Consider the following 22,482-nt stretch of genomic DNA (forward strand, 5'->3'; position numbering starts at 1 on the left):
CTCAGCGTCGATGGGTCTCCCAAGTGACCCTGAGGTTCTCACGAGCGCCGAAACCCACGAGGTGTCGTTCGAGGACATCGCGCAGCTCGGCCGCACGGGCCTCCGGGCACACGAGCGTCATGGTCAGCGCCTCCGCGCTGACGGTGAGGACGGCGTGGGAGGCCTCGTCGAAGGTGATCGTGCCGACGCTTGATGCCTCGTCCCACACGACGCTCACCTTGCGGCCCAGGTGCGAGACGAGTTGCCGCGCATAGCGATCGCCGCGCTCGGTGGCGACGGACCCGACCGAGGTGACGCTCCGCCGCCTCACGAACAGGTGGACGAGGGCGTCGCGGACCTTGCGAAACGGCATGACGATGACCATGCCTCCAGGGTGCCTCACGCCCGAGAGGGAGCCGGCCGGTGCCCGACGTGGGTCAGCGGGAGGGCGCGAGCGCCCGGTGGTCGGCGTCGGTGGATTCACGGGCCGGGAACGCGTCGCTCGCGAGGTGCGACAACGCCCAGAGGATGCCGACGGCGGTGACGGCGTACAGGACGGCGAGGCCGGGTCCGATCCCGTTGGTCTGGCCGGCTCCCAGGCCTCGTGCACCGATGAGGAGACCGAGGCAGAGCTCCAGCGTCGTGACGGTCACCAGCGCGAGGGAGGGGATCGTCAGGTGCGGTGTGCGCAGACCGGTCAGGGCGACGCCGACGATGAGGACCAGCGCCACGACCACCAGGACCATGCGTGCCACCTGCAGCGCGACCGGCCCGTCGATGGGCACGATCTGCCACACCGGCCAACCGATGACGCGGGTGAACGAACTCGTGCCGTCGGTCGTGCGACCGGCGACGACGATGCCGAGCAGGTGCACGAGCACGAGGACTCCGAAGGCCGCGCCGGCGAGCCGACCTGTCAGATGCGTGGAGGGAGCAGCGGGCCGGTCGTCGAGCGCCCGGGCTCCCAGGGTGATGAGCAGCAGCGCGACCAGGGCGCCACCCACATCGACGAGGGCGAGGGGAGCGGCAGCGTGAAGAGGACGGTCATCATGCCGAACACGGCCGCGCCGACCGCGAACGCCAGGGCGATCCAGGGAAAGACGCGCAGCCGCACGTCCCGGTGTCGCCGCCCCCGCCATCCCGCCACGCCCAGCAGGATCAGACAGAGGCCGCTGATGACGCGGTGCACGAACTCGATCGCGGGATTCTCGAGCCACCCGCCCTGGAGTGCGGGGCCGACGCGGTCGGCGTAGCAGAGGGGCCAGGCGGGGCAGGCGGAACTCGAGTCCGTCGCAGCGACCATCGAGCCCATGGCGACGGTGAGGAAGGTGAACAGGGCTGCGGCGCGGAAGATGTCACGTGTCGCGTCGAGCGAGCGCCCGGGCATGAGGTCTCCGAGGGTCGGCGGTGGGTCAGAACTTCGATCCTGTCCCTCGGTGAGGAGATGACCTCGGGCCCAAGGTCCTCCGACGTTCAGCCGAGCGTCCCCAGATGGTCGATCAGCGTCGTCGTGCCCAGTCCCAGGAGGATGAGGCCGCCGAGGACGCCCGCGGGAGTGCCGAGTCGGTCGCCGGCCCGGCGGCCCAGCAGCACGCCCATGTAGCTGAGCAGGAACGTGACCAGGCCGATCGTGGCGACGAGCTGGAGCACGTCGGTGCCGAGCAGCGCGGCGCCCACGCCGACGACGAGGGCGTCGACGCTCGTGGCCACCCCGAGGACGAGCAGGTTGCGGGGCGAGAGGCGGGCCTGGGACGGGGTGTCCCCACCGCGGAGGGACTCGACGATCATGTGCAGGCCGATGCCCCCGAGGAGGGCGAAGGCGACCCAATGGTCGACGGCGCTGATGTACGGCGCGAATCCGGTCCCGAGGACCCATCCGATGAGCGGCATCACCGCCTGGAAGGCGCCGAAGGTGGTGGCGATGGCGGCAGCGTCACGCCGGCGGAAGGGACGCAGGACCAGGCCTTTGCCGAGCGCCACGGCGAACGCATCGGCGGCGACGCCGACGGCGATGAGCAGCACGGCCCAGACGGACATGGGTCTCCTCATCGCGGTCTGATCGGTGGGGTGGATCCCGGGGAGGGTGTGATCGCGGTCGGCCGACGTCGCGACAGCCCATCGAAAACCGTACCCGTGGAAGGTACTCGCGTCGAAACTGCGCTGCCTCACGCGGGACGGGTTTCGCCTCCAGGGCATCCGGCGCCGCGAGGTCCCCACCGGCCGACGTCGTCGGCGCCACGGGGAGTCTGCCGAACGGCCCTCGCGAGCCCCGACCGCTGGTGCATGATCGACCCCATGCGAGACGTCCACGTCGACACACCCTCCGGGCGATACGCCGCGATCGATTTCGGGGGCGAAGGCCCCGATGTGCTTCTGCTTCATCAGATCGCGTCGAACGCGCAGGTCTGGGCCCCGCTGGGGGTCGCCCTCGCGGAGTTCGCACACCCGGTGGCGATCGACCTCTGCGGCCACGGCCGTACCCGGGTCGGCGAGGAATCGCTGGAGCGTCTGCTGCGTGACCTGCCCGCCGTGGTCGAGGCCCTCGGGCTGCACCGGCCGCTCGTCATCATCGAGAACGAGGAGCTCCTGCCGCTGGTGGGCGACGGCTTCGCGACCGTGGACGCCTGCGGCCTGCTCGTGGTGGGGCCGTCGTCCTCCAAGCGGGGTGAGGCCGCCGAGAACGAGTACCAGGAGATCCTCGGCATCGACTCCATCGACGTGTGGGACGCCCGCAACTCCATGTTCATGACGGGCACGCCCGAGGAGCGGCAGGCCTTCATCGACCGGCGCACCTCGGCGGCGGTGGCCGATTGGGTCAACGAGGGCGTGCCGCAGGAGCAGCTCCGCCGCTACATCGAACGGCAGATCCGCGACACCGAGGACGGCTGGGAGCGGGTGCCGCGCCGGCCGCTGGTCGAACAGACCCTCGAACGGGTCGGCCGTGGGCCGTTCGGGCTCGACCTGTACGACGGGATCTCGATTCCGGTGTGGGTGGCCGTCGGGGCGCAGGACGTCACCGACGCCGAGGTCGACGAGTTGTCCGCGTGGGCGGGCGAGCACGACCTCCGGCGCGCCGCGTTCCTGCCCGGGTACGGACCGCCCGACTCCTTCGAGGCCGAGCCGCTCGCGCTGTACGTGCGCGACATGCTCACGGCCACCGCCGTCGGCGCCTGATCGCGCGCGGTGGACACGGAATGAGCCGAGCAGCATGATCGAGCCCACCGCGCCCCCGGCTCCCGGCTCCGAGTTCTCAGGGCCACGCCCGCAGGTCGAGCAGATCACCGTCCCCGCCTGGGGTCCCTACGCCCTGGCCGTCCACGGTGGCGCCGGGCCGCGTCGGCGGCCGTTGACTCCCGATGAGCAGGTCGAACGCGAGCAGGGCCTGGCCCGCGCCCTGTCGGCGGGGCGGGTCGTGCTCGACGCCGGTGGTCGCGCGGAGGACGCGGTCTGTGCCGCCGTCGTCGAACTCGAGGACTGCGCCTTCTTCAACGCCGGCCGCGGGGCCGCGCTCACCACGGCGGGCCGGGCCGAGCTGGACGCCTGCGTGATGCGGGGCGACCGCGCCGCAGGGGCCGTGGCCGCCGCGGGTCGGGCCCGCAACCCGATCCGCGCCGCGATGGCGGTGATGGAGCAGACCCCGCACGTCCTCATGGCGGCGCCTCCGGAATCCCAGATCCGGCGGTGGGGGTGCGAGGTCGCGGGCCAGAAGCACTTCGTCGTGCCGCGGCAGCGGAGGCGCTGGACCGGCTGCTCGACGAACGCACCCACGGCACGGTCGGGGCGGTGGCTCGCGACGCGAGTGGTCACGTGGCGGCGGCCACCTCGACCGGCGGCATCACCGGGCAACTGCCCGGCCGCGTCGGCGACACACCGCTGGTGGGAGCGGGCACGTTCGCCGACGATGGCACGGTCGCGATCTCGGGCACCGGCACCGGCGAGTTCTTCGTCCGTGGCGTCCTCGCGCACGACATCCACGCACGTCTGCGCTACGCCGGCACGGATCTGCCCACCGCCTGCCGACTGGTGTTGGACGAGCACCTCGGCGACCGCGGCGCCGACGGCGGCGTCATCGCGGTCGACCCGGCCGGAGAGATCGTCGTGGCCTGGAACTCCGGTGCCATGTACCGGGGGTGGCTCACGGCCGACGGCGTTGTCGCGCTCACGTGAAGCGTGGCCCGCACCCGTGACGGGCGCGGGCCACACCCCGATGTGACGTCAGCCCTTCCAGTTCTGCAGGGTGGTCACCGAACCCGTGCGGGTGGCCGCCCAGGCGATGTCGGTGCCGGGCTCGACGGCCATCGCCACCGTGCGGTCACCGGGATCACCGGAGATCAGGCGCTCGCCGCCGTCACGGGTGCGGATGCCGAAGGTCGCCTCGACCTTGGACTGTGCCGGGTGCTGGTAGTCCATCCCGCCGACGACGACGCGCCCGCCACGCAGGAGCGCTGCAGCGCCGGTGGCCCACTGGGAGGTGCAGCTCTTCTCACCCTCCGCCTTGGTCCACATGGTGCACGTGGGGTACCAGGGCATGTCACTGCTGCTGCTGCCCGAACCCATGACGATCTGGGTGGTCGCGTCGGGGACGAGCCACGCGCCGAGCGTCGCGTAGGAGCCTCCGCCGATGAAGTGCGTCTGGAAGAGGTTGGTCCACGTCCCACCCTCGTAGGCGAACGAGTTCTGCCACTGCGCGGCGCTGCTCGAGCGTCCCATCCAGTTGCCGAAGAGCTTGCCGTCCGCCACCCGCAGGTCGGTCGGGTGCCATGCCGGCGGGTACGGGTGGTCGCCGTCGTCCGGGCGGCCGTGGGAGATCCACCGCGATCCGCGCAGGGTGTAGACGCCCGTGGTCCGGACGTCGCCGCGCAGCCCCACGTACGCGTCGCGGCCGGCGACGTCGTACACGGCGGTCGCGGTGGTGCCGGCCGGCAGCGACACCTTCTGCCACCGACTGCCGGTGTAGTGCCACAGCGTGCCCGCGGCGACCATCCACACGTCGCCTCTGGCCGAGCCGTGCAGTTCGACGTCATCATGCGGCGAGACCTGCATCGGCATCCGGTGGGTGCGCCACCGTGCGCCGTCCTTGTGCTGCAGCACGAGCTTGTCGTCGGCGCCACGGGCGGCGATCCAGAGCTGCCCCTTGGCCGTTGACGTCATCGCCATCACGTCACCGGTGAGGGTGCGCACCGGCGTGAACCCCGCCGCGTCCGGACGGGCCGCCTTCTTCGCCGGTGCCTTCTTGGCCGGTGCCTTCTTCGTGACCTTCTTGACGGCCTTCTTCGCCGTCTTCGCGGTGACCTTCTCCGCCTTCGCCGTCGCCGACCGGCCGGTGTGTCCCGGCCCGCTCGGAGCGGCCCCTGCAGGTGTGACGGCGAGCAGGCCCGCCGTCGTCGCGATCGCCGCGGCCGAGACGACCGTGCGGTGCAGTGTGCGGGCGCGACGACGCGATCTGGATGTACTCATGATGATTCCCCTTGTTCCCCAGGTCTTCTTCCCCCGTCGGCCCCTCGCCGACATCGAATTCTTACCTGACACAAGGCTTTTCGGTATGTGATCCGCGCGACTTACCGGTTGCGCGCGGGGCAGCCCGGCCCTCGAGGTGATCGCCCGCGTCCCGGTGTACGCGCAGTGCGGGGTGGGCGCGACGCCGGTGAAAACCCGTTGATCCGTCGTGGGCCGTCCGTCAGGCTCGCGGCATGACATCGAGTGATGTGTGGGACGCCGAGACCGCGCAGCGGTACGACGACGAGGCCGCGGACATGGTGTCGGTGTGGCGCACCCGCGGCTGAGGCGCGTCAGCCTCCGGCGACGACCTCGCTCGCCTGACGGGCGATCTCCCACTCCTCGTTGGTCGGCACGACCCACGCCTGCACCGCACTGGCGTCCGTCGTGATGCGGGCCTCCTCGCCGCGCAGGCCCTCGTTGGCCGCGCGGTCGAGCTCGACGCCGAACACGCCGAGACGCTCCAGCACCGCGGCCCGCACCTCGTCGTCGTTCTCACCGACACCGGCGGTGAACACGATCGCGTCGAGCCCGCCGAGCACCGCGGCGTAGGCGCCGACGTACTTGACCAGCCGGTGCACGACGACGTCGAAGGCGAGGGCGGCGTCGGCGTCGCCGTCGGCGCGCCGCTCCATGACCTCGCGGAAGTCGGCCGAGCCGGTGAGGCCCAGCAGGCCGGACTCCTTGGACAGGGCGTGATCGATCTCGGCCTGGGTCTTGCCGTGGGCGATGAGGTGACCCGCGATGCCGGGGTCGAGATCACCCGGGCGCGTCCCCATGACCAGCCCTTCGAGGGGCGTGAGCCCCATCGACGTGTCGACCGACCGGCCGCCGTCGACCGCGGTCGCGCTCGCGCCGTTGCCGAGGTGCAGCACCACGGTCTTGAGGTCGGCCTCCGGGCGCTCCATCAGCTCCGCGACCCGCCGGGCCACGTACGCGTGCGACGTGCCGTGGAACCCGTACCGCCGGACGCGACGCTCCTCGCGCCACTCCCGCGGCACGGCGTAGGTCGACGCGGCCTCGGGCATGCTCTGGTGGAAGGCCGTATCGAAGACCGCCACCAGGGGGATGTCGGGAAAGATCCTGGTCGTGGCCGCGATCCCCTGCAGGTTGCCGGGGTTGTGCAGCGGGGCCAGCGGCACGAGTCGCTCCACGGCCGTGATCACCGAGTCGTCGATGACGACCGGGTCGGCGAAGTCCTGGCCGCCGTGCACCACGCGGTGGCCGACGGCGATGAGGTCGACCTCGGCCAGGTCCGGGCCGTGCTCGGCGAACGCCTCCTCGAGGAGTTCGATGGCCCGCACGTGATCGGGCACCTCGAGCTCGCGGACGTGCTTGTGCCCGCCCACCTCGTGCTTGATCGAGCCCTGCGGCAGGCCGATGCGGTCGACCAGCCCCTTGGCGTGGGACTCACCCGTGTCGGGGTCGACGAGCTGGTACTTGAGCGAGGAGGAACCCGCGTTGACGACGAGAACTGCGCGCATGCCTTACCCCTTGGCCTGGATGCCGGTGATGGCGACGGTGTTGATGATGTCTCGCACGGTAGCGCCGCGCGAGAGGTCGTTGACGGGCGCGTTGAGACCCTGCAGGACGGGCCCGATCGCCACGGCGGACGCGCTGCGCTGGACGGCCTTGTACGTGTTGTTCCCGGTGTTGAGGTCGGGGAACACGAGCACGGTCGCGCGACCGGCCACCGGGGAGTCCTTGAGCTTGGTGGCCGCCACGTCGGGGTCGACCGCCGCGTCGTACTGGATCGGTCCCTCGACGAGGAGTTCGGGGGCGCGTTCGTGCACGAGGGCCGTGGCCTCACGGACCTTCTCGACGTCGGCGCCGGAGCCCGAGCCGCCCGTGGAGTAGGACAGCATCGCCACCCGTGGCTCGACGCCGAACTGCGCGGCGGTCTTGGCCGAGGAGATCGCGATGTCGGTGAGCTGCTCGACGTTCGGGTCGGGGTTGATGGCGCAGTCGCCGTAGGCGAGGACCTTGTCGGCCAGGCACATGAAGAACACGCTGCTGACCACGGAGACGCCGGGAGAGGTGCGGATGATCTCCAGCGCCGGGCGGATCGTGTGGGCCGTGGTGGTGATCGATCCGGACACCATGCCGTCGGCCTCGCCGGCCTTGACCATGAGTGTGCCGAAGTAGGCGGGGTCGACCACGACGTCGTGGGCCCGGTCGAGGGTGACTCCCTTGTGGGCGCGCATCTCGGCGTAGGTGTGGGCGAACTGTTCGCGCAGCTCGCTGGTGTAGGGGTCGATGACGCGGGCGTTGCTCAGGTCGAGGCCGAGCACGATCGCGCGGTCGCGGATCTGGGCCTCGTCGCCGAGCAGCGTGAGCCTCGCCACGCGCCGCGCGAGGAGGGTGTCGGCGGCGCGCAGGATGCGGTCCTCGCCCCCTTCGGGCAGGACGATGTGCGCGTCGGCGGCGCGGGCCCGGGCCGTGAGCTGGTGCTCGAACATCAACGGCGTGACGACCCGCGGTGCCGAGGAGGGCTCGTCCTCCGGCCCGGCCGCGGGCAGCAGCGCGTCGACGTCGACGTGATCGTGCACGAGCGCGCGGGCGTGCTCGATCTTGCGGGTCGTGTGCGGCGTGATCCGCCCGGCGACCTCGTGCATGGCCATCGCGGTCTGCATCGTGTCGTCCTCGCACGTGAGCACGGGCAGCTCGACCTCCAGGCCCTCGACCAGGCGCGAGACCTGGCGAGACAAGGGGAATCCGCCGTTGAGCACGACACCGGCGAGCGCGGGGAACGTGGAGGACTTGTGCGCGAGCAGCGCCGCGATGAGCACCTCTTCGCGGTCGCCGGGACAGATGAGGACCTTGCCCTCGGTCAACCGGTCGAGCACGTGCGGCATCGTCATGCCGGCGACGACGAGGCCGGCGGTCTCGCGGTCGAGCAGGCTGTCCTCACCGGCGAGCAGGGTCGCGTCGATGGCGGTCATGAGGTCGCGCAGGGTGGGCGCGCCGAGCAGTGTGTCGTCGGGCATGGCGAACACCCGCGGGGTGCAGGTGTCGAGGTCGAGCTCGGCGAGCCGGGACTCGATCGCCTCGCGCACGACGTCGACCTGGCCGTCGGGGACGCGGTTGGTGACCACGGCGGCGACGTCGGCGTGCCGGCTGCGGGCCTCCTGGACGCTCACGACGGCCGCGGTGGCGGTGGCGTCGGCGCCGCGGTCGATGGCGGGGACGACCAGCACCATCCGCGAACCCAGGTGGGCGGCGAGGGCGGCGTTGGTGGAGAACTCCGCGGGAGCGGGGACGCCGGTGAAGTCCGATCCGACGATGAGCACCATGTCGTGGATCGCGGCGAAGGCGTGGTAGCGCTCGACGGCCGTGCTGATGGCGGCCTCGGTGTCGCGGTGGATCTCCTCGTAGGTGACGCCGACGGCCTCCTCCAGGGGCGTCTGGGAGGTGGAGAACGGGTGGAGGAGCTCGAGGATGCGGTCGGAGGAGCGGTCCTGGACGACGGGGCGGAAGACGCCGACCCGGCCGCCGCGGGCGCAGAGTTCGGCAAGGAGCCCGACCGCCAACGCGGTCTTTCCTGATCGGGATTCGACGGACGCGAGGTACAGGCTGCGAGTCACGTTTTTCACGATAACCTCCCGAGAAATAGCCGGTGACACGCCCGGTGATTCGCGAGGTGCCTCCTGTCCCTTCGGCCGCCACGGCCGACTCAGAAGTCGGACATTTCGACCGATGGGTGCCCGACGACATCAACGAGCCGGGAGAATTCGTGCGACGCCCCTTCAGAAAAGACCCGGTCATCCAGACCGCGACGACCCCGATCGAGCACGACGAGGTCTTCATCCTTCGCAAGGTCGTCAAGACCCTGGCGGGGGCGGAGGGCTACCAGGCCGCCGCACACGCCGGCATCAACCGGGTGTGCGACACCGTCGGGTGGGACCTGTCCAGCGTGTGGCGGGTCGACGAGGAGGCCGGCGGGCTCGTCCTCGACGTGTCCTGCGGACGCAACCCCGAGCTGACCGCGAGGTCGGCCGGAGTCGTCATCCCCCGCGGTGCGGGCGGGCTCGGCAAGGCCTGGCAGACCGGTGAGCTCGTCCTCGAGGAGGGCGAACTGCGCGATCTCCAGGCGATGCTCGGCCCGGATGCGCCGGTCCTGTCGACCACGCTGGCCATCCCGATCTTCTCGGGGCGTCGCGTCGAGGGGGTCCTGAGCTTCGCGTCCCTCGAGCCGTGGCCGCGCACCGAGCGCCGCATGGAACTCATGCGCTGCGTCGGCGACCTGGTGTCGCAGGCCCTGGACCGGATCCAGGCGGCCGAGTCCTCCGCCGAACGCGCTCGTGACGCGACCGCGATCAACGCGGTGCTGCGCGAGGTCACCGAGGCGGAGTCCGAAGAGGCCGCGGTGAAGATCGCGCTCGACACCATCCGGCGCGAATTCGGTTGGGCCTACGGCTCCTTCTGGGCCGTCGACCCGGAGGCGCAGGTCCTGCGCTTCTCCACCGAGTCCGGTGACGCCGGCTCGGAGTTCCGGGACGTGACGCGCGCGGCGACCTTCGCCGAGGGCGTGGGCCTGGCCGGGCGCACCTGGCAGAAGCGGGATCTCGTGTTCGAGGCCGATCTCGGCACGGTCACCGACTGCGTGCGCGCACCGGCCGCCCAGCGCGCCGGGGTGAAGTCGGGCGTGTGCGTGCCGATCACGATCGGCTCCCAGGTGGTCGGCACCATGGACTTCTTCGCCACCCGCGAGATCGTGCTGACCGACGCGCGCCGCGACGCCCTGCGCAACACGGCGTTCCTCGTCTCGCACAGTCTCGAGCGCAGCCGTGCCACCGCGCGGATCGCGCACGCCGGCCGCGAACTCATCACCTCGATCTCCGAGGTCGGCAAGAACGTCGATTCCGCGCGGGACGTCGCCGCCGAGGCGAATCGCATCACGGCCGAGGCGGGCCGGATCGTCGCCGGGCTGGACAACAGCTCCATCGAGATCGGCGCCGTCGTCAAGACCATCACGACCATCGCCGAGCAGACCAACCTCCTCGCCCTCAACGCCACGATCGAGGCGGCCCGTGCCGGCGACGCGGGCAAGGGCTTCGCCGTGGTCGCCGGAGAGGTCAAAGACCTGGCGCGCGAGACCGCGTCGGCCACGGAGGAGGTCGGCACGAAGGTCGCGAAGATCCAGTCGGATTCGACGGCGGTGCGCGGTGCGCTCGACGAGGTCTCACAGACGGTGCGCCAGATCAACGACGCTCAGGAAGTCATCGCGAGCGTCCTGCGAGAGCAGGTGGAGGTCACGCGCAGCGTCCTCGGCGGCTGAGTGTCGGGATGTCGGCGGCGACGCACACATCGCAGCGAGAGTGGCGACACCCGCCGAATCTCCTACGCCTCCTCCGGTCTCGTGCCGCCTCCGATCGGAGGCGGCCTCGAGCTCGCTGTCCTGGGCGGCTCCCGTCGAGCGATCTCCCAGGTGGGGTCGCTACCCTGCCGACTCGTGCCGGGGGGCGCGCGTGAGTACCAGGGGGGACGATGAGACGGATGCCGGTGGCCGTGACGGCTGCCCTCGCGCTGAGCCTGCTGGGTGCGTGCGCCACCACGCCCCCGCTGACGCCGGAGGAACATCGGACCATGCACCCCACGCCGTCCACCCCACCCGCCACACCCGTGCCGGAGCAGCACGTGCGTGATCAGGCGTACGTCGCCGGCGGCGACGACGCACACACGCTGGACCTCACGGTGCCGGGCGGTCACCGCGGTCCGCGTCCGGTGGTCGTGTTCATCCACGGCGGCGGCTGGGAGGGCGGCTCCCGAGCGCTGTTCGAGAGCACCGAGGGGCAGAACGTCGCGGCCCTGCGCGACGCCCTGCACCGGCGCGGCTGGGCGACCGCGAGCATCGACTACCGCCTGTCCGGGGACGCGCGGATGCCCGCGCAACTGCACGACGTCAAAGCCGCTGTGCGGTGGGTGTACTCCCACGCCGGGCGCTACGGACTCGATCGGGAGCGCATCGCCGTGGCCGGGGAGTCCGCCGGCGGGCACCTGGCGCAACTGCTCGGGACGACCCGGGGGCGGGCCGCGCACGAGGGGCGCCTGGGGCCGCTGCAGGGTGCCTCCAGTCACGTCGTCGCCGTCGTGAGCTACTACGGCGTCTCCGATCTGGCGGCGGTCGTCCCCGATCGGGTCCGGGCCGGGTGTGGTCGTGGGTCCGCCGGGCGGAGTTCACCGGAGGGGAAGCTCATCGGCGCCGACCCCGGTGCCGAGGCGGGCGCGAAGGCCGCGGCGGCGGCGAGTCCGATCACGTACGTGTCGCCCGAGTCGGCGCCGACCCTGTTCATCCACGGGCGTCAGGACTGCGTCGTCCCGCACGCCCAGTCCGAGCGTGCGGCCGAGGCGCTGCGCCGAGCCGGTGTCGCGACCGACCTCGTCCTCACCGACGGCGGGCACGCCGAATCCCGGTACTACGCAACGGAGGACATGCAGCGCAAGGCCGTCGACTTCCTCGCGACCTACCTGGATCCGCCTGCCGACGGCGGATGAACGCAGCGGTGGATCCGGGACCCGACCGGGCGGGGGAGCCCTCGGGGAGGTCCTCCTGGAGGAGGACCCGAAACCCTCCTGCAGGGTGACGCGCCGAGGGGAGGCCGGCGGGCACCGTGGTCGGTGAGAGCGCGGACCCGCGCTCGACGCGACCGTCCGAGGAGTCGACATGTTGAGCCAGGCCGTCTGGTCCGTGATCGCCGGTCTCGCCCTGTCGGGTGTGGCCTTCGTGCCCGTGCTGGTGTGGCAGTACCGCCGCTACGGTGCGCCGTCGCCCATGCGCTTGTTCGGCCTGGTCATGGCCGCGGTGTACGGGTCGGCGATCATCGCCTACACGCTGTTCCCGCTGCCCGGGCCGGGGAGCTGACCCCGGGGTTCTGCACCGCTCGCGGTCGCCCTCTCGAACTCGATCCGACCGCCTACTTCCGCGCGATGCCGCGTGAGCTCGCCGGGCTGTCGCCGATCGCGATGGCGAAGAGCTGGGTGGTCATGCAGATGGTCCTCAACGTCGCGCTCTTCGTGCCGCTCGGGGTGCTCGGGCGGCGGCTGGGGCACTGGTCGGCCGGTCGGACCGTCCTCACCGGGGCCGGGGTGTCGCTGCTGGTGGAGGCCACGCAGTACACCGGCAACTGGGGGCTCATGGCGTGCTCCTACCGGTTCGCCGACGTCAACGACCTCATCACCAACACCACCGGCACCGCGATCGGCGTGGCCGTGGCCGGGTTCGTCCCGCGGTTGTTCGCCGACCCCGACGCCCTCGTGCGGCAGCGGGAGTCCGCCCGCCCCGTCACCCGGGTGCGCCGGTGGACCGCGATGCTGCTGGACGCCTGGATCCTCGCCTGCGCCGTCGCGCTCACCTGGGTGGGGGTGTTCATCGCGTTCGGGCTGGCCGTGGGGCCGCGCCTGGAGGAGCGGGGGATGAGCGACCTCGCGCTCGAGCTGATGCGGTGGGCGGCGGTGGCCGTCACGGTCGCCCTCGCCGTGCTGCCCACCCTGCGCGGATCGCGGGCCTCCCTCGGGCAGCGGATCGTCTACCTGCGACCCGTGCCGGTCCGGCGGGACCGCCCGTTCCCGCTGGTCACGCCCGGTCTGCTGCGCGGGGTCGCCGCGGTGGGCATCTTCGCCGGACCCTTCCCCGTGGCGGCACTCGCCGTGCTGTGGCTCGTCGCCGACGTGCTGTGGGTGCTGCGCGACCCGCGAGGTCTGAGCGGGGTGGTCTCCGGGCACGACGTCGCCGATGCGCGGGCCGTGGACCGGGCGGGTTCGCACGCGGGCTCGGGAGCGACGGTGCGCGAACCCGTCGGCTGAACCGCGCGGCCGACACGGGCGGTCGTGGACGGCGAGGGTGAACCCCGCAGCCTCGGCGGCTGCGGGGTTCACCCTCATCGGGCCGTGCCCGGTCCGTTCTTCCGGTGCGGCGTCACTTCACCGGCGCGCGCTCGTCGACGACCGTGAAGCGGACCGTCTCGGTGTAGACCCGGCCGTGGCGGTCGGTGCCCTTCACGGTGGCGGTGTGGGTGCCGTTCGACAGGTTCTTCGGCAGCGTGGCGCGCCACACCGAAGAGCTGTTCTGGGGCACGTTGCCGCCGGCCGACAGCAGGTTGGCGTTGGCGACCTGGACGTCGGCGAACTCCCACCCGGTGTTGGTCTTCTCGCCCTTGCCCGGCTGCGCGAGCTCCGCCACCTGGTAGGCGCGGCCGTCGACGGACATCTCGACCGTGGCGTCGCGTGAGCCGAGCAGGAAGTTGGCCGAGATCCAGGTGCCGCCCTCGAGGTCCTCATCCGTGATGACGTTGAGGTTGCCCATGGTGGGGCGTGCACCCTTGTCGGCGGCCTTGTCCGCGCGCCACGCGAGAGCCTTGGGGGCCCAGTCACGCCACGTCGGGGAGTTCACGCCGAGGGAGAGCCGGTACTTCCAGGGCTCCTGGCGCACCTTGTAGCTCTCGACGAACCGGTTGCCCTTGAGCGACAGCGTCAGGGTGCCGGGACGGTTGCCACCGATGCCGACGGCGTAGGGCAGTCCGGACTCGTCGAGGTTGCCGGAGTACCAGTCGCCGGAGACGGCGCCCGCGACGATCTGGTGGAACGGCAGCTCGGCGATGCCCTTGGCCGCCCATTCCTCACGCTTGGTGCCCGGGAGCAGGTTCTCGATGGTGTGGGTGTGGCCACCGATCATGACGGTGTTCTCGGCGGTCCGACCGGTCGACTTCAGCACCGCGAACAGGTCGGCGGCGTTGTCGGTGCCCACGCCGCGGTAGTGCATGATCGGCGCGTGCGCGTTGATGACGACGAGCTTGTTCGCCGGCACGCTCGCGAGGTCCTTCTTCAGCCAGTCGAGCTGCTCCTGCGTGAGGGACTCCTTGTAGCCGCCGTTGTCCCACTTGCCGCCGGGCTTGGTGCCGTTGTAGCGGATGTTGTCGAGGGCGACCATGTGGGTGTTGCCGACGTCCCAGGAGAAGTAGGCCGGGCCGAACTGCGCGCGGTGGGTGTCGAGGCTGCCCTCGTCGTCCTTCGCGTCGAAGTCCATGTCGTGGTTGCCCGGCAGGGCGCGGACGGGACCCTGGAATTGGCGGTAGATGTCCTTCGTCGGGTCGTTCATGGCGAGGTCGTCGCCCACGTTGTCGCCGAGGAGCAGCACGCCGCAGCCGCCGAGGTCGGTGCGCTTGACGAGGTCGCGCACCGCACCCTGCTTGGCGTAGGCGACCTCCTTGAGGTTGTAGCCCTGTGTGTCGGAGGCGACCGCGCAGTTCTGCGAGGTCTTCGCGGTGGCCTTCGACTTCACCATCGGGAAGTTGACGGCCTTGGGCAGGGCGCCCGTGGCGGGTACGCCACCGAACCGGAGCTTGGGCGAGCCGGTCGGGAAGTGGTTGTAGGAGAACTGGGCGATGTTGTCCTCGTTCACCGGCACGGCGTAGCCCGAGGGCTGCGTGACGAAGACCGTCATGCGGTCGAACGCGGGGAGCGAGTACTCGCCGTCGGCGTTCGTGGTGACGACGTCGCGGCCGTTGGAGACGGTCACGCCGGCGATGCCCTTCTCGCCGCGGTCCTTGACGGAGTCCTTGTCCTTGTCGACGAACACCGATCCGGTGAGGACCTTCTCGTCCGCGGCCTTGCCGCGGACGACCTGCACGTGACCGGTGTAGTCGTCACGGACGACCTGGGCCTTGCGCTCGGGGTTGACGGGCGGGGTGGAAGCGGCCTGCGAGACGGTCACGGGCGCGAGGGCCAGACCGACGAGCGGGAGGATCGCCGTGGCGACGCGGCGGGATGCCTTGTTCATGAGGTGCTCCTGGGTGAGAGACGGAGGGCTGGACGGGCCCGCCGTCACGCTGTCGCGCCGGGGTGAACGCGACTCTGCCGTCGTCTGTTGGCCCGATGTACGCCACCTGACCGGACCCTGAGTAAATCCCTTGGTGCGCAACGAATTTCGGGTGACGTTCACCTGGTGTGCGCCGCCAGAGAACGTCGATCTGTTGTCGGGGTCGTCGGTCGCGCTGCGGGAGGGGTGAGGTGCGGGTGCAGGCATCGGGGTGCGGGCGGGCCGGACCCCGGCGTCCGGCGCGCCCAGCGTCGCGATCGTCGGCGTGGTCCAGGACGTAGCGCAGTTTCGACGTACTCGCGGAGGGGGTCGGGGGCAACAGTGCAGGTCAGCGGGGTGGGGTGTGGCGGGACCCCCTCCAGATGACGTCGAAACTGTGCTACGTCTCGGGTGGCATGGGCGGCGTGCCCGCTACCGAGATGGGCGCTTCGTCCTGCGTGACGCGCCGGGGTGGGGGCGGGAGGCGTCGGCCTGGTACGTCCTCGCGTTCCAGGTCGGGATTGCGGCGGGCGCGGGCCTCGGAGGTCTCGTCATCGCGCTCCGGGCGGCCCCGGGATGCTCCCACCCACGTCGTGCGTCGCGGTGGTCGCCGCGGCGGTCGTGGCGTGGGTGGCGGTGCGCGACCCTCATCGGACTGCTCGCCGGGCATGAGCGTCGTCAGGCCCGAGCCTCATCAGAAGGGTGGGGGTCCTGGGTCGGTGTCGGTCCAGGGGTCGCGTCGTGGTTCGGTGGTTCGACGCAGTCGTGTTCGTCGTGGTCGGTGGATGTGGATGGGGTCGTCGGTGAGGTCTCCGACCAGGACGGTGTCGATCGTGGTGGTGCGTCGGCAGTCGGGGCAGCGGGTGATGCGATGCACCACGCGCTCCGGCTGGGCGGGCCTCGATCCGAACGCAGTGAGCGCTCCTGGCGCGGGGTCGGCGGCGGGGTGGCCGGCAGTGCTGAGGGCCTCCAGGATCTGGTCGGGTGTGGGTGGGTCGGGGTCGCGGTAGTCCCAGGGTGTGGTGCGGTAGCGGCGTCCGGTGGGGGTGGTCCAGATGATCGTCCCGTCGGGTGCGGGTTCTCGATGGGAGTGCCAGGTGCGGTGGGTCTTGTGGTTGTGCCCGCCACGATGCTTGGCCGACACGTTCGACTCGCTGGTGGGGCCGCCGTCGGCGTAGTCGATGTCGTGGTCCATGTCGCACGCCCCGGCCGGACGGGTGCTGCCTGGCACTCGGGAGACCCGGTCGCGGGCCACGATCCGTTCGCGCAGGTCCCCGGTCACCGCGTATCCGGTGCTGGAGAGGTCGACCAGGTGCCCGCTCATCGGGTCGGTGACCAGTCGCCGCCAGGTCGATCCGGCCGCGAACGCCACATCGCGCACGATCTCCGCGCAGATCCACTCCTGTCGGCCCGCGATCGGCACCATTCCCGGATCTGCGCTCGCACCCATCAGGGAGGCCGCCGAGATCACCACATCGACCCGCGCCGCGGGCAACGCTCCGGCGAACCTCGAATACGCGGACAGGCCGGCGACGTCCAGGATGGCCGAGTCGGTGGGTAGTTCGCCCCACTGCAGCAGGTCCAGGGTGATGTCGGAGCGCAGTTGGGCCAGCGTGCGCGGATCCCCCTCGCCCCGCAGCCGGCGCGCGATCCGGTCGACGCGTTCATGGGCGCTGGCCACGCGCAGCACATGGCCTGACGCAGACAGGGTGGCCTCGCCCTCGGGCAGCACGTCGATGCGGGTGCACCGCTGCCGCATCCGCTGGGCGTGACGCTCGGAGGCGTCCACGTGCCTGGCCACGAACCGCCGCAACCGGGCGCCGAACACCTCGTGCGGCACCAAGAGTCCGCCCACTCCGTCGACCGACCGCGCCGGATAGGGCGCCACGACCCGCGTCACCAGGTCTTCGATGTGCTCGGCCGGGACTTGGGCAGCGGAGTCCATGACTCGTCGCGCGCGTTCCCAGGACAACTCGCCCCGGCCCAGCGCCGCCCTGATCGGTCCCGTCCGCGAGGCATCACCACAGGCCAGGTCCAGCCGGGCCCGGCATTCATGAACCCGCAACCCCGTCGCCAGTGCCACCTCATCGACCACACACGCATCGGCCTCGGCGACCTCCAGAGTGCGCCGCCCCGCCGGGACATCCGGTGCCAGCGCCGCGAGGGCCTCCCGCCGCCGGCCGCGCGCCATGACCTCCATGAGGACCACCGACCGCGCCACCAACGCCGCCCGCTCACGCTCGATCCGCTCCAACTCGGACAGCAACTCATCCCCGGACATGCCCGCGAACACCGCCGCCTCGACACGCTCGCCCTCGCCGTCTGAGCGCGTGAGGGGGCCGCCGGCCCGACATATTCGGTCGCTGTCGACACAACCCTCACCCCCCGATCACCCGTCTGATTCCGTCTCCTCACCCTATCGCGTTGACCGATGAAAAGGAATGCTCAAACGGGAAACAATCGAATAGGTGTACGAGTTATCCACAGCGCTGTGGATACTCCCGCGTTGTCCACATCGTCGCCAGAGCAAGCCGGGCCTACAGGAACGGGCACCGCCTGATGATCTCCGCCGCCGCATCCCCCGGGGTGGCCGTGTCGGTGTTCACCACCATGTCCCAGTCGCCGCCCTGGCCCAGGCGGTGATGCCCTCGCGCATTGCCCGACTTGCGGCCCGACATCCGCTCCCGCTCCCGTCGTTCCAGCACCTCCAACGGCGCCGTGACGTAGACCCAGCAGCTCGCCGATGCCCGGAGATCACGCCGCCAGGTAGGCATGGTGGAGGCCTCGATCGGCATTTCGTCGAGGATGACGTCGTTGCCCGTCGCGAGGAGCCCGTTGACGGCGGCCCGCATGCCGGCGAGCAGCCTCCCCCAGCGTCTCCATAGCGGATGCGGGCCAGCGGAGCGCCGTCGTCGTCGGCGGAGTCGTCGTACCAGAATCCCGGCCCCGGACCTCGCGGATGGTCCTTCCAGTGGTGGGGGAACATCGAGAAGAATGATCCACCCCGACATGCAGAAGGGGTTCGCCCAGCCGGGTCTGCAGCTCCTGCGCCACAGACGTCTTGCCTGCGCTGGAGTCTCCCGCCAACACCACTGCTCTCCCGATCACGCGCCGAGTGTCCCAGCTTCAGGAGTCCGGTCGCCGGTCGACGCGCGGTCCTCCGGTGACCTCCCTGGCCAGGGGAGCCGGTGACGCCCGTCCTCACCCACGGCCCGTTTCGATCATGCCCACGGCGTCGACGTGCTCGCCCCCCCGCTGTCCCGGCGCGTGAGAGGGGTTGCCGGCGCCACACGTTCCGTCGCGGTGGACACCGCACGTCCCCCCGATCGCCCGCCGTCCACAGCACCCGGTCGAGCCGGCTCCAGGAGCAGACACCGTGCGTGGTCAGACACACGACTCAGCCCCTCCTACCCTGGGGGTCATGTCGCTGACCTCCCCGCCCAAAGCCGTGCCCGGAGACCGGGTGGCCGTGATCTCGCCGTCGTTCGCGGCGCCTGGATTCGCGCCGGAGGTGCACGAGCAGGCGATGCGTCGCCTCGCGGAGGTCACCGGTCTCGTCCCGGTCGAGTACCCCACGACCCGGCAGCTCGGGTCGTCGGCGCAGGCTCGGGCCGACGACATCATGGCCGCGTTCGCCGACCCCTCGATCCGGGCGGTGCTGGCGACCGTCGGCGGTGAGGACCAGATCACCGTCGTGGGCCGCCTCGACCCTGACGTCGTGCGCGCCGACCCCAAGCCCTTCTGCGGCTACAGCGACAACACCAACCTGCTGAATTGGCTCTGGGCGCACGGGATCCAGGGCTTCTACGGCGGGTCGACCCAGGTCCACCTCGGGCCGGGGCCGGAGGTCGACGCCGTCCATGCGGCCTCCCTGCGCGCCGCGTTACTCACCGGTGAGCGGCTGCGGATCACCGATCCGGGGGTCTCGGAGGACGTCGGCAAGGACTGGACCGACCCGGCGGCCCTCACGCAGTTCGGCGATCGCGAACCGACCGAGCCGTGGAGTTGGGCGGGGCCGGCGCGATCCGTGACCGGCCGCACCTGGGGCGGGTGCATCGAGGTCCTGCAGTGGATCCTCACGGCGGGGCGATTCCCTGACGACGCCGGCATCCTGGGCGGCGGGATTCTCTTGCTCGAGACGTCGGAGGAAGTCATCGACGCACGCGAGTTCTCGTGGATCCTGCGGTCGATGGGGGAGCGCGGCCTCCTCGCCGCGGTCGACGCGGTGCTCGTGGCGCGTCCGCCGGTCGCGACGATGGAGCACGCCCCGCCGGCGCGGGACCGAGCCGCCCATCGGGAACGGCAGCGCGACACCGCGATCGAGATGATCGCCCGCTACAACCCCGACGCCGTCGTGGTCGTGGGAGTTCCGTTCGGGCACACCAGGCCTCAATGGATCCTGCCCTACGGCGGAGTCATGACCGTGGACGGCGCCGCCCGGGAGGTCTGGGCGGAGTACGCCTGAGGCGCCCCTGATCCGGTCGTCAGCCGGCGGCACAGGCCTCCGCCGTCTCCTCCAACCCGGGCAGCCCGACGACGCCCGCATCCACCCACGTACCGTTTCGGTCATGCCGCCGACTCCCTCGTCGTCCACCTCGCCGCAGGCGCCCGAGGCGCCGCTCGACGTCAAGCTCGACCTGGCCCTGCAAGGTGGGGGTCGCACGGCGCGTTCACCTGGGGTGTTCTCGATCGTCTGCTCGACGACGACCACATCACGATCAGCGCCGTGAGCGGGACGAGCGCGGGTGCGCTCAACGCCGTCGCTCTCGCCTCCGGTCTCGCGGACGGCGGTCGGGTGGGTGCCCAGCAACGCCTCGCGCGGGTGTGGACGGAGGTCGGCCGGATCGGCACATGGATCTCCTCGCCGCTGGAGGCAGTTCTCGCCGACACGCCGCTGCAACCCTGGGTACAGATGTCCCAGGCCTGGGCCCGCATGTGGACCGGTCCCGTCGGCGGGGCCTGGCAGCAAGCCGTCCGGATGTGGGGCGCAGCGTGGTCGGCCGGGTTCTCCCCTACGACATCAACCCCTGGGGCGTCCATCCGCTGCGGCGGATCATCCAGCGCGAGATCGACTTCGACGCGATGCGCCGCGGTGAGGTGGAGGTGTACGTCTCTGCGACGGCCGTCCGCAGCGGGCGGCTGCGGGTGTTCGACGGGTCCCGGATCGACGTGGACGTCGTCCTCGCCTCCGCCTGCCTGCCCACGTTGTTCCAGGCCGTGACGATCGACGGCGAGGAGTACTGGGACGGCGGGTACGCCGGCAACCCCTCCCTCCTGCCGCTGGTCGACCACGCCGAGGCCCGCGACCTGCTCGTCGTCCAGATCAACCCGGTCGGCCGTGACGAGGCGCCCACCACGGCCCCCGACATCCTCGACCGGATGAACGAGATCACCTTCAACGCCTCGCTGGTCAAGGAGCTGCGCATCCTCGGTCTCCTGCAGATCGTCGCGCCGGAGGCCGACCGGGCCTGCGAACAGCACCCGTTCCTCGCGCGCGTCCGGGATCTGCGCGCGCACCGCATCGACGGTGGTGACGAGCTGGCCCGGTTCAGCGCGTCCTCCAAGACCGAGGCGCCGGCCGCGCTGATCAGGAGCTTGCACGACCTGGGATGGCAGCAGGCCGACGCCTGGTTGGTCGAGCACCGCGCCGACCTCGGCCGCCGTCAGACCCTCGACCTCGCTTCGCTGGCGATCGCGTGAGTCGCGCCCGCCGCGCTCAGGACTTTCGGTACAGCTTCTTGGTCTGGTAGGCGGGTTCGCTCGTGACCTGCACACCGAGGTTGCGGAAGATCCCCTCGTCGACGGGCCCGAGGATGACGGTCGAGTGCACGTCGCACCCGCGCAGCTTGGGGAGTTCGGCGAGCGCGCGACGTGCGTTGTCGTCGTGCTGGGCGCCGACGGCCAGGGCGATGAGCACCTCGTCGGTGTGCAGGCGCGGGTTGCGGCCCCCGAGGTGGCGGGTCTTGACCTCCTGGATCGGCACGACGGTCTCGCGCGCCAGCAGCTTGACGCCGTCGTCGATCCCGGCGAGGGCCTTGAGCGCGTCGAGCAGGATCGCCGAGCAGCAGCCCAGCAGCGAGGTGGTCTTGCCGGTGATGATGCGGCCGTCGGGCAGTTCGATGGCGGCGGCCGGCCCCTTGGTGCGCTTGGCGACCTTGAGCGCGGGCTCGACGACGGGGCGGTCGGTGGCCTGGATGCCCATCCGGCCCATGAGCAGGGCGATCTTCTCCGACTGCTCGGGCTCGATCTCCTCGCGCCGTTCGTGCGCCAGGGCCTTGTAGTAGCGGCGGAGGATCTCCTGCCGGCTCGCCGCCACGCACGCGTCGTCGTCGCTGATGCAGTGCCCCACCATGTTGACGCCCATGTCGGTGGGGGAGGCGTACGGCGAGGTCTCCATGATCTGCTCGAACAGCAGGTTGAGGACGGGAAAGACCTCGACGTCGCGGTTGTAGTTGACGCAGCTCTCGCCGTAGGTGCGCAGGTGGAACGGGTCGATGAGGTTGACGTCGTCGAGGTCGACCGTGGCGGCCTCGTAGGCGACGTTGACGGGGTGGTCCAGCGGCAGGTTCCAGATGGGGAAGGTCTCGAACTTGGCGTAACCGGAGGAGATCCCGCGCTGATGGTCGTGGTAGAGCTGCGACAGGCAGGTGGCCATCTTGCCGCTGCCCGGGCCGGGCGCGGTGACGACGACGAGGTCGCGGGAGGTCTCGATGTACTCGTTGCGGCCGTACCCCTCGGGGCTGACGATGTGCGCGACGTCGTTGGGGTAGCCCTTGATCGGAAAGTGCCGGTAGACCTTGACGCCCTGCCGCTCGAGCTTGCGCTTGAAGGCGCGTGCGGCCTTGTTGTCGTCGGTGACGTGCGAGATGACCACGCTGCCGACGAACAGTCCACGGCTACGGAACTCGTCGATGAGGCGTAGGACGTCGGCGTCGTAGCCGATGCCGAGGTCGCCGCGCATCTTGTTGTCGGCGAGGTCCTGGGCGCTGATGACGATGACCATCTCGACCTCGTCGGCGAGCCGGCGCAACATGACCAGCTTGTCGTCGGGCGCGAAACCCGGCAGGACGCGGGAGGCGTGCAGGTCGTCGAAGAGCTTGCCGCCGAACTCCAGATAGAGCTTGCCGCCGAACTGCTTGCGCCGGGCGTCGATGTGCTCCGCCTGCATCTGCAGGTACTTCTCGCGGTCGAACCCGATCTCCATCTCGCCCCTT

At 71.0% G+C, this 22,482-nt stretch carries 20 protein-coding genes and 2 pseudogenes; 10 read left to right on the top strand and 12 right to left on the bottom strand.

What is annotated here, in order from left to right:
• Position 1 precedes the first annotated feature (1 nt).
• From QQK49_RS21370 to QQK49_RS21385, 4 genes are all read right to left on the bottom strand, one after another.
• On the bottom strand, positions 2-352 hold the full coding sequence (locus QQK49_RS21370) for a DUF2218 domain-containing protein (RefSeq protein ID WP_284305767.1): 351 nt from the start codon (positions 350-352) through the stop codon (positions 2-4).
• 64 nt (positions 353-416) lie between these two features.
• Positions 417-983 (bottom strand): hypothetical protein, encoded by a 567-nt coding sequence (locus QQK49_RS21375; RefSeq protein WP_284305768.1) that lies wholly within the window; start codon positions 981-983, stop codon positions 417-419.
• Positions 896-1,366, bottom strand: coding sequence for a COX15/CtaA family protein (locus tag QQK49_RS21380; protein ID WP_284305769.1), 471 nt, complete (start codon positions 1,364-1,366; stop codon positions 896-898). The genes QQK49_RS21375 and QQK49_RS21380 overlap by 88 nt, the downstream gene beginning before the upstream one ends.
• An 86-nt stretch (positions 1,367-1,452) precedes the next feature.
• Entirely contained in the window at positions 1,453-2,016 is a 564-nt protein-coding gene (locus QQK49_RS21385) for a manganese efflux pump MntP (RefSeq protein WP_284305770.1), read from the bottom strand.
• A gap of 258 nt (positions 2,017-2,274) precedes the next feature.
• On the opposite strand from QQK49_RS21385, the gene QQK49_RS21390 reads away from it, so the two are divergent.
• Entirely contained in the window at positions 2,275-3,153 is an 879-nt protein-coding gene (locus tag QQK49_RS21390; protein WP_284305771.1) for an alpha/beta fold hydrolase, read from the top strand.
• A 34-nt stretch (positions 3,154-3,187) separates the two neighbouring features.
• Positions 3,188-4,146, top strand: a pseudogene (locus QQK49_RS21395) (isoaspartyl peptidase/L-asparaginase family protein).
• 48 nt (positions 4,147-4,194) lie between these two features.
• On the opposite strand, the gene QQK49_RS21400 reads toward QQK49_RS21395, so the two are convergent.
• From QQK49_RS21400 to pta, 3 genes are all read right to left on the bottom strand, one after another.
• Positions 4,195-5,436 (bottom strand): hypothetical protein, encoded by a 1,242-nt coding sequence (locus tag QQK49_RS21400; RefSeq protein ID WP_284305772.1) that lies wholly within the window; start codon positions 5,434-5,436, stop codon positions 4,195-4,197.
• A 332-nt stretch (positions 5,437-5,768) separates the two neighbouring features.
• Complete coding sequence (locus QQK49_RS21405; protein ID WP_284305773.1) at positions 5,769-6,959, bottom strand: acetate/propionate family kinase; 1,191 nt, start codon at positions 6,957-6,959, stop codon at positions 5,769-5,771.
• A 3-nt stretch (positions 6,960-6,962) separates the two neighbouring features.
• Complete coding sequence (gene pta / locus QQK49_RS21410) at positions 6,963-9,059, bottom strand: phosphate acetyltransferase (protein WP_284305774.1); 2,097 nt, start codon at positions 9,057-9,059, stop codon at positions 6,963-6,965.
• Positions 9,060-9,175: 116 nt separating this feature from the next.
• Here pta and QQK49_RS21415 point away from each other — a divergent pair, with 116 nt between their 5' ends.
• The 4 genes from QQK49_RS21415 to QQK49_RS21430 all read left to right on the top strand — a co-directional run bounded on the left by QQK49_RS21415 (position 9,176) and on the right by QQK49_RS21430 (position 13,278).
• Complete coding sequence (locus tag QQK49_RS21415) at positions 9,176-10,753, top strand: methyl-accepting chemotaxis protein (protein WP_284305775.1); 1,578 nt, start codon at positions 9,176-9,178, stop codon at positions 10,751-10,753.
• Positions 10,754-10,962: 209 nt separating this feature from the next.
• Complete coding sequence (locus tag QQK49_RS21420) at positions 10,963-11,970, top strand: alpha/beta hydrolase (RefSeq protein ID WP_284305776.1); 1,008 nt, start codon at positions 10,963-10,965, stop codon at positions 11,968-11,970.
• Between the two features lie 169 nt (positions 11,971-12,139).
• On the top strand, positions 12,140-12,337 hold the full coding sequence (locus QQK49_RS21425) for a hypothetical protein (RefSeq protein ID WP_284305777.1): 198 nt from the start codon (positions 12,140-12,142) through the stop codon (positions 12,335-12,337).
• 65 nt (positions 12,338-12,402) lie between these two features.
• Positions 12,403-13,278 (top strand): VanZ family protein, encoded by an 876-nt coding sequence (locus QQK49_RS21430; protein ID WP_284305778.1) that lies wholly within the window; start codon positions 12,403-12,405, stop codon positions 13,276-13,278.
• A gap of 112 nt (positions 13,279-13,390) precedes the next feature.
• Here the strand turns inward: QQK49_RS21430 and QQK49_RS21435 are convergent, their stop codons facing one another.
• The 4 genes from QQK49_RS21435 to QQK49_RS23485 all read right to left on the bottom strand — a co-directional run bounded on the left by QQK49_RS21435 (position 13,391) and on the right by QQK49_RS23485 (position 18,376).
• Positions 13,391-15,250, bottom strand: coding sequence for a calcineurin-like phosphoesterase family protein (locus QQK49_RS21435; protein ID WP_284302012.1), 1,860 nt, complete (start codon positions 15,248-15,250; stop codon positions 13,391-13,393).
• Between the two features lie 712 nt (positions 15,251-15,962).
• Entirely contained in the window at positions 15,963-17,549 is a 1,587-nt protein-coding gene (locus QQK49_RS21440; protein WP_284305779.1) for an HNH endonuclease signature motif containing protein, read from the bottom strand.
• Positions 17,550-17,805: 256 nt separating this feature from the next.
• Positions 17,806-18,132: a phosphotransferase-like protein gene (locus QQK49_RS21445; RefSeq protein WP_431310563.1), complete on the bottom strand. Its 327-nt coding sequence runs from the start codon at positions 18,130-18,132 to the stop codon at positions 17,806-17,808.
• Positions 18,023-18,376, bottom strand: a complete 354-nt coding sequence (locus QQK49_RS23485) for a phosphotransferase-like protein (RefSeq protein WP_431310499.1) — start codon at positions 18,374-18,376, stop codon at positions 18,023-18,025. The genes QQK49_RS21445 and QQK49_RS23485 overlap by 110 nt, the downstream gene beginning before the upstream one ends.
• 313 nt (positions 18,377-18,689) lie before the next feature.
• Here QQK49_RS23485 and QQK49_RS21450 point away from each other — a divergent pair, with 313 nt between their 5' ends.
• From QQK49_RS21450 to QQK49_RS21460, 4 genes and pseudogenes are all read left to right on the top strand, one after another.
• The gene (locus QQK49_RS21450) at positions 18,690-19,733 is read left to right on the top strand and encodes a S66 family peptidase (RefSeq protein ID WP_284302016.1); all 1,044 of its coding nucleotides are present in this window, start codon (positions 18,690-18,692) and stop codon (positions 19,731-19,733) included.
• 103 nt (positions 19,734-19,836) lie between these two features.
• Positions 19,837-19,998 (top strand): hypothetical protein, encoded by a 162-nt coding sequence (locus QQK49_RS21455; RefSeq protein ID WP_284302017.1) that lies wholly within the window; start codon positions 19,837-19,839, stop codon positions 19,996-19,998.
• Positions 19,980-20,042, top strand: a pseudogene (locus tag QQK49_RS23490) (hypothetical protein); the annotation flags it as partial. The gene QQK49_RS21455 and the pseudogene QQK49_RS23490, both read left to right, overlap by 19 nt.
• A gap of 218 nt (positions 20,043-20,260) precedes the next feature.
• Positions 20,261-20,968, top strand: coding sequence for a patatin-like phospholipase family protein (locus tag QQK49_RS21460; protein WP_284305780.1), 708 nt, complete (start codon positions 20,261-20,263; stop codon positions 20,966-20,968).
• Positions 20,969-20,984: 16 nt separating this feature from the next.
• Here QQK49_RS21460 and QQK49_RS21465 read toward each other — a convergent pair whose 3' ends face one another.
• Positions 20,985-22,472: a DUF1846 domain-containing protein gene (locus tag QQK49_RS21465; protein ID WP_284302018.1), complete on the bottom strand. Its 1,488-nt coding sequence runs from the start codon at positions 22,470-22,472 to the stop codon at positions 20,985-20,987.
• Positions 22,473-22,482 lie beyond the last annotated feature (10 nt).

Source organism: Mobilicoccus caccae, from assembly GCF_030161635.1.
Classification (GTDB): Bacteria; Actinomycetota; Actinomycetes; order Actinomycetales; family Dermatophilaceae; genus Mobilicoccus; species Mobilicoccus caccae.

Bases quoted from the DNA above. Each gene is read 5' to 3' on its own strand.
- QQK49_RS21370 (WP_284305767.1), bottom strand. From the start codon at position 352: ATGCCGTTTCGCAAGGTCCGCGACGCCCTCGTCCACCTGTTCGTGAGG.
- QQK49_RS21380 (WP_284305769.1), bottom strand. From the start codon at position 1,366: ATGCCCGGGCGCTCGCTCGACGCGACACGTGACATCTTCCGCGCCGCA.
- QQK49_RS21385 (WP_284305770.1), bottom strand. From the start codon at position 2,016: ATGTCCGTCTGGGCCGTGCTGCTCATCGCCGTCGGCGTCGCCGCCGAT.
- QQK49_RS21390 (WP_284305771.1), top strand. From the start codon at position 2,275: ATGCGAGACGTCCACGTCGACACACCCTCCGGGCGATACGCCGCGATC.
- QQK49_RS21400 (WP_284305772.1), bottom strand. From the start codon at position 5,436: ATGAGTACATCCAGATCGCGTCGTCGCGCCCGCACACTGCACCGCACG.
- QQK49_RS21405 (WP_284305773.1), bottom strand. From the start codon at position 6,959: ATGCGCGCAGTTCTCGTCGTCAACGCGGGTTCCTCCTCGCTCAAGTAC.
- QQK49_RS21420 (WP_284305776.1), top strand. From the start codon at position 10,963: ATGAGACGGATGCCGGTGGCCGTGACGGCTGCCCTCGCGCTGAGCCTG.
- QQK49_RS21425 (WP_284305777.1), top strand. From the start codon at position 12,140: ATGTTGAGCCAGGCCGTCTGGTCCGTGATCGCCGGTCTCGCCCTGTCG.
- QQK49_RS21430 (WP_284305778.1), top strand. From the start codon at position 12,403: ATGCCGCGTGAGCTCGCCGGGCTGTCGCCGATCGCGATGGCGAAGAGC.
- QQK49_RS21435 (WP_284302012.1), bottom strand. From the start codon at position 15,250: ATGAACAAGGCATCCCGCCGCGTCGCCACGGCGATCCTCCCGCTCGTC.
- QQK49_RS21440 (WP_284305779.1), bottom strand. From the start codon at position 17,549: ATGTCCGGGGATGAGTTGCTGTCCGAGTTGGAGCGGATCGAGCGTGAG.
- QQK49_RS21450 (WP_284302016.1), top strand. From the start codon at position 18,690: ATGTCGCTGACCTCCCCGCCCAAAGCCGTGCCCGGAGACCGGGTGGCC.
- QQK49_RS21455 (WP_284302017.1), top strand. From the start codon at position 19,837: ATGCCGCCGACTCCCTCGTCGTCCACCTCGCCGCAGGCGCCCGAGGCG.
- QQK49_RS21465 (WP_284302018.1), bottom strand. From the start codon at position 22,472: ATGGAGATCGGGTTCGACCGCGAGAAGTACCTGCAGATGCAGGCGGAG.